Origin of the sequence: Enterobacter hormaechei subsp. hoffmannii, from assembly GCF_001729745.1 — a bacterium.
Taxonomy (GTDB): domain Bacteria; phylum Pseudomonadota; class Gammaproteobacteria; order Enterobacterales; family Enterobacteriaceae; genus Enterobacter; species Enterobacter intestinihominis.
In genome coordinates this window covers 542,635-555,753 of the sequence record NZ_CP017186.1, presented here as the reverse complement: position 1 = coordinate 555,753, position 13,119 = coordinate 542,635, and the positions used below count along the sequence as shown (strand labels likewise).

Sequence of the window (13,119 nt, the reverse complement as noted above, 5' to 3'; positions counted from 1 at the left end):
TAGGGTATGATGCGAATTCGCGAAAGGGAGAGGACGGATGAAGCGAAAAACGAAAGTGACGATGAACGATATTGCGCGGGCGGCGGGCGTGTCGCAGGCGACGGTATCGCTGGTGCTTAACCAGTCCCGCAACATCAAGCTCAGCGACGACACCCGCCAGCGGGTGATTAACGTGGCCACCGAGCTCGGCTACGACCGTCTTCCTGCCATTCACGCTCCGCGCAACCAGGAGGAGATCGCCCTGCTGGTCAGCTCGTTGCAGAGCTTCGACCCGTTTATCGACGCCATCAGCCAGGCGCGGGAAGCGGCGTGGCGCAACGAGACGCTGCTCACCGTCTACGACTACGGCGACGACGTGGAGCTGGCCCTGAACATCATCCGCCAGCTGGACAAGCGCAACTGCATCGGGATTATCCTTGCCTCTCCGGTCACGAACGTCGTCGATATGACGCCATTTCAGGACTGTACCCGCATCCCGCTGGTGCTGCTCAACCAGCGCGACCCTGGCTCGCCGCTGCTGCCGTCGTTTATCCCGGACGACTACGCCAATGCCTTCCAGGTGACTAAACACCTCATCGCCTGCGGCGCCACGCGCATCGCCCACATCACCGGCGAGAGCTGGATGGAGGCCTCGCGCCAGCGTCTGGCGGGCTACCAGGCGGCATTGAAGCAGGCCGGTTTAACGTGTGACGAGAGCCTGGTGCGCCAGACCAACTGGCAGTTCAGCGAGTCCTTTACCGCCACCACGTCCCTGCTGGAACTGACCGAACGCCCGGACGCCATTTTCTGTGCCAGCGACTGGCTGGCGATTGGCTGCTACCAGGCGCTGGCGGTGAACGGCGTGCGTATCCCGCAGGACATGCTGCTGGCGGGCTACGACGACCAGAAGATTTCCGAGCAGCTCACCCCACCGCTGACCAGTATCCAGCTGCCCTACAGCGAGCTGGGACGGCTGGCGGTGGAGTACCTGTGCAATCAGGAAGATGCCGCCACGCACGTGACGCTGGCGGGCAGGCTGAAGGTGCGCGCCTCAAGCCCCGTCTGAAGTAAATACCATGCCCGCATAGGGCTTCTCGCGACACGCCGCCAGCCGAGCGGCGAGGCTGCCCACGTGCAGCTCCAGCTTGTGCCCGTCCGGGTCGAGGAAATAGAACGACGCCCCCTCGCTTTTGTTCTGCTTCCAGACGGTGACGCCCGCCTGCTCAAGCCTTTGCGAGAGCGGTTCAAAATCCGCTTCCGCCACGGTAAACGCGTAGTGGGTGTAGTCGCTCTCCTGCGGCGGCACATACTGGCGCGCCTCGTCGTACGACAGGCAGACCCACAGATCGCCGCAGGTGAGATAGGCCCCGGTATTCCAGCGGGCGTGCAGCGCAAGCCCCAGCAGCTCGTGCCAGAAGGTGACGCTTTTTTGCAGGTCGCTGACCGCGAGGGTCAGATGATTGAGAGATTGCAGTATGACGTGCCCTTTTGTTTTTCGCGCCGGACGTGATACGGTAAAAGCATGAACATAAACCACGCCGTGCTCACCGTAAACCGCTGGTGGCTGCCTTCCTAAAGGCGGCTCGGAGTTGTTTTCCCCATTTTCAGATAGCCGCCGAAAGGCGGCTTTCACATTTCTAAGACCCCTTTCGGCAATTGCACATTAAGGAGTCTTTATGAACGCTCAAACCATCCTCACCGGCGACCGCCCAACCGGCCCGCTGCACCTTGGCCACTTCGTCGGATCGCTGCGCCAGCGCGTGGCGCTGCAGCAGACGCACAACCAGTTTGTGCTGATTGCCGACCTGCAGGGGCTGACCGACAACGGCAGCAACCCGCAGAAGATCCGCGACAACATCCCCGAAGTGCTGGCCGACTACCTCGCCGCCGGCATCGACCCGAACCTGACCACGATCTGCCTGCAGTCCGCCCTGCCCGCCCTCGCCGAGCTGACGATGCTGTATATGAACATCGTCACCGTCGCCCGCGTGGAGCGTAACCCGACGGTGAAAAACGAGATTGCGCAGAAAGGGTTCGCCCGCTCGCTGCCGGTCGGGTTTATGGCCTACCCCATCAGCCAGGCGGCGGACATCACCGCGTTTAAGGCCGAGTGCGTGCCCGTCGGCGACGACCAGTTGCCGATGATTGAGCAGACCAACGAGATTGTGCACAAGATGAACAGCCTGCTGCCTGCTCCGGTGCTGCGCCACTGCAAGGCGATGCTGAGCGACACCAGCCGCCTGCCCGGCATCGACGGCAGCGCCAAGATGTCGAAATCACTGGGCAACACGCTGCACCTTTCAGCCAGCGAAGAGACCATTCATCGCGCGGTGAGCGCCATGTACACCGACCCGAACCACCTGAAGGTGAGCGACCCGGGGCAGATTGAGGGGAACGTGGTGTTTACGTACCTCGACGCGTTTCATCCGGACAAGGACAAGGTGGCAGCGATGAAGGCGCATTACCAGGCGGGCGGGCTGGGTGACCGGGTTTGCAAGAACGAACTGGAGGCGTGCCTGCAGGAGCTGATTGCGCCGATGCGGGAGCGGAGGGCGATGTATATGCAGGATAAGGGGGAGCTGATGGCGATGCTGAAGCGCGGCACGGAACGGGCGCAGGGGGTGACGCAGGAGACGTTGAGGGAGGTGAAGGTTGGGCTGGGGGTGCCGGTGTTTTGATGAGGTGAGTTGATTGAGGTTGGGCGGCGGAGTGTGGGATTGGCATGACGCCGCTTAATTGTTTTAGAAAGCGGCTATGAAATATTTCATCCCTGCTTCAGGTTGCATATTCTTCGAATGATGATCATCATTAGCGCGGTAACGACGACCATCATCCCACCCAACACCCACAGGAATGAGGGGTCTGCTTCACCATCAGCAAACCCCAAACCGGTGCGATTTAAAAAATCATTGCTAGCTCGAGATAAGTAATCGAGCAAGCCTCCCAGAGGGAACAGGACGATAAAGAAGGAAGCAATGAGGCACACCAGGCCAATAAGAATATTATTTTTTAACTTTGCATGAAGCATAATCAGCCCTTCCTGTCACATCAATACGTCCATATGCCATCAACCCTTTACCACCAGGAACACGAATCTTCTTACGTGCAAGCAAAGATTGTCTGACCAGTTGAAAATCAGGGATATTATAGAACGTAATGCATCCCCACGACTCTCCCTCACCATTCGGCCTCAACGGATGAAGTCGAAATGATCCTCTGTCGACACCATTCACAAATACGTTATCAGCCATGGTCGAAGCATTAAACAAGCCGAACCATTCAGAATGATCGGTCCCGTTCTTGAAGTCTTTTACAAACCGCTCAACCCGATTAGCAATACTGCCTTCCGGTGCATCAACGATCCAGTACGTACCCACTGGTAATGCAGCATTCCTGATAAAGGCGCACTCAGCAATATTGGTTACAGGTTCAATCCCTGAAAAAACGGGAAATGTACCAACGCCATAAACGTGTAGTTTCAGCCTTCTTCCATCGACTGAGACATCCTTGTAATCCATCCTACAAATCTGCATAGCAATCCTCCCTGTCGCTTTGCGGAGAATGTTACAACCGATTTATTGAGTGCACCAGCGGAGACAGATAATTAATTTAAAAAAGGAAAAATACGGGCATGCGTATTCAAGCCCGTATTAACTTATCCTTTTACATGATTAATGTAGGGATATTTTAGATATTATTCTTACTCTGCCAGACCATTTCCGCGCTTCACCATAGGTATATCTCCCGTATCATTCAACGCCCCAGGAAACGTTTTTAACCACTGGGCGACTTTCTGCTTATTTATATTCACCACGCTCATACCTTCCAGGCATCCCCATAATTCTCTTGTATGCTGTGGCGTAATCACAATGCAGTCTTTCATAGCGCGGATTTTCACGGGCATACCGTTGATAAAGCCTGCACGGTTTAACCAGTCGCCGCCCAGAAGAAGGTATTTCATGTCTATGCGCGCATAGAGTTCGCAACAGGCTGCACAGTCTTGCGGCGTTTCTGCGCGGGGATGAATGGGTGCCGCGTTGGGCTGGTTGCCGTGAAGTCGGCGGGCGCTTTTTTTGCGTACCAGCTCGCGGTTTTCAATCATGCCGGTGAAAGCGTCTGATTCTGTTTTGCAAACTGTAAACTCTGGCTTAAAATTCGTTACAGCCATTTTCAACTCCTGATTAGTTGTTTGTGGTTAGCGGTATGGGGGTGTTGCAGCACCTTCGTATCGCGAATTCCTCGTTAAATTCTCTTTGATACTTCCTTTGCCGTTCGGCGTAATTTCTGGTGCTCATTATACAGGGCTGAATATAAATACAGCGGTTTGGTATAAAGGAAATTTGGAATTTGCGAGGGGGATTCAGGAAATAAGGTTGGATGCGGTAAGGTCATGTTTTGTTGATTGCGGGTTGATTGGTCTGGGTTTTGCGAGCATCATCGCAATTATTTACCTTCTACCGTAACGCGATGGCTTCCAGCAAAACTCTCGAACAGGCAATTGCCGACATCACCATCTGGCGCAAAGGCGAACAGCGTGCGCCGCATAAGCCTTTATTGCTTCTGTACGTGCTGGCGAACTATCAGCAGGGGCATGCGCGATTGTTTGATTACGGTACGGAAGTGCGCGATCAGCTGCACAGCCTGCTGGAACGTTTTGGACCACAGCGTGCACAGCACCGTCCTGATATGCCGTTCTGGCGTTTACAAGGTGATGGCTTTTGGGAACTACGTAATGCGGAGCGCTGTTCCACATCAGGTACCAGCAAACAACCTCATGCAGGAGAGCTGGTTGAACATCATGTTGCAGGCGGTTTTGACGAACAGCATTACACTCGTTTGAGCAACAGTAAGAACCTGGTTAACTCTATAGCTCAGCAAATCCTCGAAGCGCACTTTACCGAAAGCATCCAGGAAGAACTCGCCGACGAGTTGGGATTCGATCTCCTGCAAATTCGCAAACAGCGCGATCCCTTATTTCGACAGCAGGTATTGCGAGCCTATAACTATCAGTGCGCCGTTTGCGGTTTCAATATGCGACATGATAATACCTCTGTCGCACTTGAAGCCGCTCATATTAAGTGGAAGCAACATGGAGGACCATGTGAGATCGCGAATGGCCTAGCTCTCTGCTCAATCCATCATAAAGCATTTGATAAAGGCTCGCTTGGAGTGGATGAAAACATGCGCGTTCAAATATCTTCCGCTGTAAATGGCAACAGCGTTGTATCCAGATTTTTTTGGGACTTTGCAGGAGCGCAAATTCACCTCCCACTACAGAAAGAAAATTATCCGCAGGCTAATTACATAGAGTGGCATATACGCGAAATTTTCAGAAAGTAACTTATTCATTTTGATGGTGATAAACATGGCATTCCCAAGTTATAAAGAGATTGAAATCCCCTTACTTTTGAATATTTATAACCGAGGGGGAGAAGTTAGTTCTTCCTAATGTTATGAACCGTTGGGGAGGGAGTTCGGCCTTAGGCCAGATCGCGGTAAACCGTAATTTCAAATTCCCAAGATATCAAGGTATGTAGGGCATCATGCACAATCAACGTCGCGCAAAGGAAGGGACTACCGCCGGAAAGGCCGGGCGGCTTACGGACGAACATAATCTGATGTTACTGCATGATAAATATGAGCGGCTGAAGCGTGAGCATAAGGGTAAAATCGAGGTAGTAGAAAGCTATATGCGCTGGTGTTAGGAGGGCTTCGAGTTCGGCTGCGACAACGGTCAAAAAACTGCGAGCCACGTCGCGTTGGACTGCTGCAAAAGGGAGGTCCGTAGACCAAGGCTGCGCGCACGGTCGACCTTGTAGCAACGTTCAGGCATCAAAATGAAAACCACATGCCAAGCGCGTTAGAATATCACTTCCCAAAGGAATACTGTCAACATCGGGCATCATTAAATTAAGAGACTAAAGCTCTGAGTAGATGGCGGCTTAAGTTCTTACTACATAAAAACCATTACGACAACAGGCATAATGGATTGACAAGAAAAGATCTTAAAAAATAATGATTAACAGACATTTCACCAACAGCTTACACCTAGATGCAGGCACTAAGCGGTACACTACATCCGGGACGCATCAACGAAGTCAGTTAGTGGCTTTACAGTCTGTCAACATCGATAGAAATAACGCTGCAATTCTAATAACACTTTAAGTGCGGAGAATCACTGTTTGTGAAGGATATATTGATGATTTTCATTTCCATTACTATGGAAAAATGTTAAAAATATTCATAAGCCATCGTCTGCATAGTGTTTTTTTGGTGACGATAAAAAATTGATGAAAATTGTGATTTTTATCACAAAAAACAGGAGCATAATGTTGTGCCACATACACATCCTAGTGAAAATAGCTCAACTGGCCGCAAGAAAATCTGTTACCACAGTAATTGGGTAACTTTTTTTTCAATTTTATTTTCATCAGTGGCAACAATAGCAATTTGGATACTGCTTTTCCAAACATCTCTTAGTGCTGGATTTTCCTCTTATCTTGGTATTCAGAATGAATATTTTTTGCAACATCCCCATGCCCAAATGGACAGCGTTACATTGCAAAAAATTGGTGAACTTGTTTCAAATGGAACATTACTTAGCCTTGATGATTTATGGTCATTTCAGGGAACCTTTTATCAAACTATCATTACTGTTCTGATTGCATTGAATGCTATCCTAGGCGGTTTTGCTTTCTTTATGATAAAACAGTCCTCAAATGCAAAGGCAAGAGAAGAAGCAATACTAGAAGTTAAAAACTACATTGATAGTAAATCTTTTGATCGTGAAGTAAAAGAGATAACGAACAGTAAAGTAGAACTAACAGTTACCCAAAAAATCGGTGCGTTACAGCTTGATTTAACTTCACAAATAGAGTTCATAAGTGCTCTAACTGGAGAGATTGAAGATATAAAAAACAAAAATGAAAAAATTGACCGGTTAGAGACAGAATATAGTGAGATAAAAAGACATATCTCACTTTTAGCATCTATTATTTCTCAGCAAGATACATCAGAAAATGATGGGTCATCTTTAACACTGCGCTAGGGGTATTTAAATGGCTTTTATGAAAAGGAAAAACATTGATAGTAAAGTTATTAATGGTGAACCTATCATTGCAAATACACCAGATGAGCTTTTATCCTACGCAAGCAATAATGGTATTTCCATTGAACCTCTAGATGTCAGTGGATTAACTCAGAAGTTGGGTATTGTAATGAGAATGGAACCAATGGCTGGTGAGGAATCCGGGTGTCTGAAAAAAGACAAAGCCGGTAAGTGGGTGATGACAATTAACTCACTGCAACACCCTCATCGTCAACGATTTACGATCGCACATGAGTTGGGACATTATATAAAGCACACTTTGATAAAAGAAAACTTCATGGATACAACTTTCTTTAGAAATGAAGAAAGTAACCCAATGGAGCATGAAGCTAATAAATTTGCTGCAGAATTACTTATGCCAAAGACAGCCTTTATACATTACATTGAGAATACCTCCAAACAGGTGGATGATTTGGCTAAGCATTTCCAAGTTTCAACAATGGCGGTTCGTATTAGAGCCAAGCAGCTTGGTTATGAAGGGCATAATTTATGAACCAGTATTGTTATTTCCCTTTACTTAAAACTCGGGATGCGGAACTGAAAGCTGTTTCTAAGCTCAACAAAGAGGATTTTGATCATATTTTACCAATATATGAATTAACAAAATCAAGGAGGACTAAAATTGCTCCGGATGGTGATATCCATAGAAAAATGACGACTCTGAAAGAAATCCATGGCGCAAGACCGTTCATATTAGATGTTACTTCTAATGAAAAATACCTTAATTATCAGCTTGAACAATTACTCGATGAGAGCAATTCATTCTATGAATGGCAATACTTTATAAATATTTACAGCGATATGAATATCATCCCAATGATACACTTGTACGATGAAGATGATTTCACTGAGGTCTCTGGTTTTGTAAAAGAAATGTCTGCCATTAAGGATTATTTAGCAGTCAGATTGCCATATAATCTTGATGATTATAAAAAATACATAGATCCAATTATTAGTAACCTTGCAGAGAAGTGCAAACTTTTCGTTATTTTAGATGGTGAACAAATCATTAGAGGGGAAACCGAGAATATTGTTGATGGGTTTAATTTCGCATGCTCAGAACTTGAGGAATTCAATGATAAAATTGAAGATATAGTTATTGTGTGTACTTCTTTTCCTTTAAGCCCTGCCTCCTTAGGTAAAGATGACCTAGGGGAATTCACAATTGTTGAAGAGGAAATATATTGGAGCGTTTCTGAGGAACATGCTATAAAATATGGTGATTATGGCTCAATAAACATTCAACAAGTAGAAATTAAAGGCGGAACCTTTGTTCCACGAATTGATATTTCTCTGGAAAAACAATTTATTTATAAACGATTTCGCCGAAATGCTGGAAGCTATGTTCTTTGTGCTGAAAAAATGATCTCCGACGAAAGATACGTACCATTAGGCGTTTGGGCCGATAGGGAGATTAATTTGGCTGCTAAAGGAGAACCATCTGGAATAAGCCCTTCATTTTGGATCGCTGTGAGAATGAATTATTACATGTCGTCGAGAACAAGGCTTAGATTATCAGATTAATTCCAAGGATGACATTCTTGTTAAAGTGAGAATGTCATCTGAATGAACTTTACTCCCTAACTCACTCAAAAATATCTTGTAAGGGTTATTTATTCTCATAAACAAGTCACCTCTTGAGATTTCCCTCACTTCTTTCAATTTCCTTTGCGCAGAAAATAACTCACATAGCTCATGTTTTGACTTTATCTTTTTATTAGATACCATCTTTCGTAAGGTACGTATGTCAATTGTACTTGCTAGCGTAATTTTATCATGTTTTTTGATATCCTTTGCTTTTCTAATTTGAATTATACTTTCGTCATTAATAACCAAAATGCCAATATTATTAGGAATTTTTTTCCTAATATTTTGTAAGTTACATTTTTCACACACGATATAACACAAATCAAAATACTTCCTATAACTATCAATTTGTTCTTCCAATCGACTGGTATTATCACCTGCACCCTTTATTTCAAAAGCGATAAGTTCATCTTTCGTCATGCAAATTACATCTGCTCTTCGTGTTCCAAAGTTGAAACGAAATTCAGAGCTTAGAATATTTCCTTTATCTGTAATGAGTGATTCAATAAGTATTTTCTTTATCTCAATTTCTTTCATGATTTTTTACCATACATTATCAATGTACGTCATCTATTCCTATGGTTATTTGTACAGTATTTTATCATGATAGACAATCCTGTTCTCACCAAAAAAACCAACCTAGCACAGGCGATCTTCAAGGAGCTCGGCTTATAAAGATATCGCATTTGCAATGCTGATACTCGATCCAACCTGATTTACTCCATCAATATCAAAGAGATATGGTTCTCATTATGGAGCGGCAGCCATGCCCAGTTTGTTTAACCGCGCATCAAGACGCGAAGTAATACATTTGATTACATATCATAGTTCGACTTCACCCTTCTTAAATCTCAAGAAAAAACGTTCAAATAATCATTTGTCATGTTTCTGAGTTCTTCAAAATAGCTCATTCCTGCCTGGATAATGGTACAACGTTAGAACGACTCATTTCATTCTATCTTCGGGACTCACCCAAATGGCCTGCTTAAAATCAAATCCGGACCATTCCTTCTTTACGCAAGATAAAAACTAATTAGATGTCAAAAAAACCTATCCGGTGAACAATCATGCAACACTTCGATGCTTGCTATCTCGCGCCAACCATGATCGAAAGTAAAAGTTCGAGCTCGAGATACGGGGTTCTGGATTTTGAGCAACCGAGCCTTTGTCGGATCGGTCGTATACTCGACTACATAAAGCCAATACGCATCCCCCTTCTCGCGTGCATAGTTAAATTGTGTATGTGAAAGGCCCATAGGGTGATCTTCTAGACTACCTGTCATTGACTTTACTTCAACCCATCGAATCTGCCCACCGCTGCTATCGACTTCGAAGAGGTCAAAGCCTGGGTTACCTTCTGGCGTACGTTGAAGTGCTGGTTCAAGACCAATGATGAGGTCGATTGCACATGCCTCAATCTGCATACGTTCTGCCTGATCGAAGTTGCCGGGCTCGAGGTCGTCATCGTTGGGATGAGTTCCAACATAGGAAATAAATGGCCGCCCCCCAGCGTTACCGGGCATTCTCTGCCTGCCACCTTTTTGACTGCCTTTGTAACCAGAACTATTATGACCACCGGAGCCGCCGTACACACCACCAGAACCTAGAGCGCCATCGTGAGAAGACCCAGAGCTAGCACTGCCTCGGCCACTACGTCCAGTACCAGTATTAACAATGTCGTAGCTGTCTGGGTCGGGGGTTCCGGGGGGAATATGCGGCATGTTATCGCCATATAGATCCATTGCATCGCCGTATACGTCACCAGTAAAAAGCACCTCAACTATCGGTGACTCGCACTCTTGGATTGGATTATCGCTCAATCGGGATGCCAATTCAGCAACGATAGTGGGGTCTCTTCGCAGCAGGTCAAGAATCGCGGGGTCGATGCCAGCCTCTCTAGCAAGCTGATCTAAGATTGGCGGCTTGAAAGCGATTTTAGTTAACAGGAAAGGGTTGTTTTTCCATCCGAGGGAGTCGAACACCACAAGGTGAGGTTGAACTAGATTACCATCAGCATCTGGTACCCACTCAGCTTTATTCAAACGGCGTATGAAGGCTGTAGGGAAAGGTGGAGTTCTGCGCTCGCCGTAGTGTGACCAAGTATATAAGCCGTCAAATACACCACGCCCACGACGCTCTTCGAGGTCAATTAGACTTTCCCAAAGTAGGCGTGCACGATAAACACGCTGATCAATTGTGAGTTTGGATAATAGTTCAACTAGGTGGTCGAACCCCTCAAGTGTCCAATCGGTGATATGGTCGTTAGCTCCCGACGTTGTTTCGTAGCCTGTCTGTCTACGCAACTCTAATTTCTCATCCTGCGTCAACTCGTGTGGGGATTCAATTGGACGCGGGTAGCGCAATGCGCCGCAAGATTCCAGCACATCACGTATGCTTTCGCCACGAAGGCAAGAGTATCTGTCATCAACAATGAAAATGCCGTTTACGCCTGAATAGAGCTGTTTCAGACGGTCGGTAGCTATGTAGACCTCTCCTGGCTTAGCGCGGTAAGATTTGCCATTACCGGTGTTGACCACCGACACAAACTTGGTAGTGCGAAGCTCTGATCGTAGCTTATCCTTCTGTGCTGCTGAGTCGGTGCTGAAGGCCTTGCAGATGCGTTCAATGTCAACCGCATAGGTATCGTCGTCTATATCTACTAACTCTTGCTGTTGATACTTCGGTAGAATATTCCAAATGACGTCATCCACTGGTTCGGGTTCGTTGATACCTAGCGAATTCAGAAACAGCCGCACCTCGTCTGTTGCGCAAACCGCGCGGCACATTGTAGGGAAGCTGGTGGCAATGGCACTGGGAAGGAAGGCCTGAGCTTTGCCGTTCACGCGAGCGACTACGTGAGTACCGTCGTCAAGACGGATGAGTGGAATCGTATCGAGGTGACGGCGTAGGGCATTTTCCTGTCTGCTCAGGAATTCGTAAAGCCGTAATATCCAGTCTTCTGGCTGAACTTCGAGGAATGACTTGTCAAGGCTCGGCACCAGCTTTATCGGCGTGATCTCGTCGATATTGAGCTCGCGCATCAGGTACTGGCGAATTTCAGGTGCCTTGTCCTGAGTGATATCGCCAGATAACCAAGCAGCGTTTTCCGAACCGCACAGCAACGCCAGTTGCTCCGGACTGAACAACTGGCGCAACTCTTGAGTGCGCGCCAGCTTGGCCTGATGTGCTGCGATATGCCTGCCGTCGAATGTCGGAAGCAACTCATGCTCCTCAAATGCTTGCCGAACGATATCAAACATGGGCGCGAACCGCGAATCTTTCGGGAACTTGTCACGATCAAGCGGCATGCAGCGCAGCGCCGATACATCCAACATTGAGTTGTCGCGTAGCCAGCGCATCGCTTCCACTAACAGACAGGATGTCTCCTTTACCAGGTGCTGGTTCCATGGCTCGCCAAGCGGAATGTTGTCACGGCTAGGGGTTGTGCGATATGGCCCCTGCACGAGAAAGCCAAGATGACTCTCAACCACTGTCGGGAAAAACACAACCAGCGGTGACTTAGCCAGAGGCTGTATAGCCCAGTGACTAGTAGCCCCCTTGTCTGCAACCAGCAAGAAAGCGATTTCCACCTGTACTATTTTCCGCTGCTTGGCAGAAAACACGTCGCGGTGGAAAACTAGCCAGTTCTGTTCGACTTCTGGCAGACCATCCTCATTGCCGCTCACCGTTATGTGCTGAACATTATGTCCGAGCGGTGCAGAGGTGGTACGCTGATAGAATCCAGACGCGCCACCCTCGACACTCCAGTTAATTTCATTTATGTTGCGCAGAAATAGAAGTGCACTAGGCCCCAGCTGCCGAAAGCTTCTTGTAATATCCTGCGCTATGCTCGTGTCTTCTGGTCTAAGTGGGAGAATTATCTGAGTTTCGTCCACTTTTCGCGCCAAGCGATCCGAGTGTTTGGGAAAGACATAGTTTTCAATGGCGAAGTCCTCATCGCCAGAGTGAATTTCCGGAAAATCTGTGACGGTGTAAACGGATTTGAAACCAAGGCCGAAGCGGCCAATTGAAGATCCATTTTTGGTACTTTCAGCGATTTCGCAGACGCTTCGAACGTCTGCTTCGTCGAACGGCTTGCCGAAATGCGAGAACCTCAGTTGAGTTTGGTTTAGGACAAATTGAACATTACGTGCTCCCAGCCAGCCAACCCTCCTACCAAGGGCATCCTCTGCATTCTGCAACAATTCAAATATGAAGTGCGTCCGATCATCGTACAGTTCTGCGGCCAGTTTCCCGGATTTCTGTGCGCCTTTTGTGCCGTAGCTCTCCCGATTTTCTTCACAAATTGCAATGTAGTTCGATGCCACAACTCCCCCTGAATGCGACTTCATATAAAGTTCTTAATGCCATGTTTGCCCAAATTTGTCCAATAACGCCATCTTGTGACAAGATATAGCATCAGATTAACTTAATAGCAGACACCC

12 protein-coding genes and 1 pseudogene are annotated in these 13,119 nt (G+C 47.4%); 7 read left to right on the top strand and 6 right to left on the bottom strand.

Features of this window, described 5'->3' with window-relative positions; translation table 11 throughout:
- Positions 1–37 precede the first annotated feature (37 nt).
- On the top strand, positions 38–1,045 hold the full coding sequence (locus BFV65_RS02615) for a LacI family DNA-binding transcriptional regulator (protein ID WP_069596203.1): 1,008 nt from the start codon (positions 38–40) through the stop codon (positions 1,043–1,045).
- Here BFV65_RS02615 and fosA read toward each other — a convergent pair.
- Positions 1,031–1,456 (bottom strand): FosA/FosA2 family fosfomycin resistance glutathione transferase, encoded by a 426-nt coding sequence (gene fosA / locus BFV65_RS02610; RefSeq protein WP_032625316.1) that lies wholly within the window; start codon positions 1,454–1,456, stop codon positions 1,031–1,033. The genes BFV65_RS02615 and fosA overlap by 15 nt on opposite strands.
- 199 nt (positions 1,457–1,655) lie before the next feature.
- On the opposite strand from fosA, the gene trpS reads away from it, so the two are divergent.
- Entirely contained in the window at positions 1,656–2,657 is a 1,002-nt protein-coding gene (gene trpS, locus BFV65_RS02605) for a tryptophan--tRNA ligase (RefSeq protein WP_069596202.1), read from the top strand.
- Between the two features lie 86 nt (positions 2,658–2,743).
- On the opposite strand, the gene BFV65_RS02600 is transcribed toward trpS, so the two are convergent.
- From BFV65_RS02600 to BFV65_RS22800, 3 genes are all read right to left on the bottom strand, one after another.
- The gene (locus tag BFV65_RS02600; RefSeq protein WP_069596201.1) at positions 2,744–3,007 is read right to left on the bottom strand and encodes a hypothetical protein; all 264 of its coding nucleotides are present in this window, start codon (positions 3,005–3,007) and stop codon (positions 2,744–2,746) included.
- A complete protein-coding gene (locus BFV65_RS02595; protein ID WP_069596200.1) occupies positions 2,982–3,512 on the bottom strand; it encodes a DUF2778 domain-containing protein in 531 nt (176 codons plus the stop codon). The genes BFV65_RS02600 and BFV65_RS02595 overlap by 26 nt, the downstream gene beginning before the upstream one ends.
- A 167-nt stretch (positions 3,513–3,679) precedes the next feature.
- On the bottom strand, positions 3,680–4,147 hold the full coding sequence (locus tag BFV65_RS22800) for a SymE family type I addiction module toxin (protein ID WP_081330538.1): 468 nt from the start codon (positions 4,145–4,147) through the stop codon (positions 3,680–3,682).
- Positions 4,148–4,446: 299 nt separating this feature from the next.
- On the opposite strand from BFV65_RS22800, the gene BFV65_RS02585 reads away from it, so the two are divergent.
- The 5 genes and pseudogenes from BFV65_RS02585 (at position 4,447) to BFV65_RS02570 (ending at position 8,611) form a co-directional block, all read left to right on the top strand.
- Positions 4,447–5,319, top strand: a complete 873-nt coding sequence (locus BFV65_RS02585; protein WP_069596199.1) for a phosphorothioated DNA-binding restriction endonuclease — start codon at positions 4,447–4,449, stop codon at positions 5,317–5,319.
- 197 nt (positions 5,320–5,516) lie between these two features.
- A pseudogene (locus BFV65_RS23525) lies at positions 5,517–5,759 on the top strand (IS3 family transposase); the annotation flags it as partial.
- A gap of 554 nt (positions 5,760–6,313) precedes the next feature.
- Positions 6,314–7,027, top strand: coding sequence for a hydrolase (locus tag BFV65_RS02580; protein ID WP_069596198.1), 714 nt, complete (start codon positions 6,314–6,316; stop codon positions 7,025–7,027).
- A 10-nt stretch (positions 7,028–7,037) separates the two neighbouring features.
- Positions 7,038–7,580: an ImmA/IrrE family metallo-endopeptidase gene (locus BFV65_RS02575; RefSeq protein WP_069596197.1), complete on the top strand. Its 543-nt coding sequence runs from the start codon at positions 7,038–7,040 to the stop codon at positions 7,578–7,580.
- Positions 7,577–8,611 carry a beta family protein gene (locus BFV65_RS02570; protein WP_069596196.1) on the top strand — a complete coding sequence of 345 codons (1,035 nt, stop codon included), beginning with the start codon at positions 7,577–7,579 and terminating at the stop codon, positions 8,609–8,611. The genes BFV65_RS02575 and BFV65_RS02570 overlap by 4 nt, the downstream gene beginning before the upstream one ends.
- Here the strand turns inward: BFV65_RS02570 and BFV65_RS02565 are convergent.
- Together BFV65_RS02565 and BFV65_RS02560 are read right to left on the bottom strand one after the other, a co-directional pair.
- Entirely contained in the window at positions 8,603–9,211 is a 609-nt protein-coding gene (locus BFV65_RS02565; protein WP_069596195.1) for a sce7726 family protein, read from the bottom strand. The genes BFV65_RS02570 and BFV65_RS02565 overlap by 9 nt on opposite strands.
- A 503-nt stretch (positions 9,212–9,714) precedes the next feature.
- Positions 9,715–13,002, bottom strand: a complete 3,288-nt coding sequence (locus tag BFV65_RS02560) for a sacsin N-terminal ATP-binding-like domain-containing protein (RefSeq protein WP_201788119.1) — start codon at positions 13,000–13,002, stop codon at positions 9,715–9,717.
- Between the last annotated feature and the right edge of the window lie 117 nt (positions 13,003–13,119).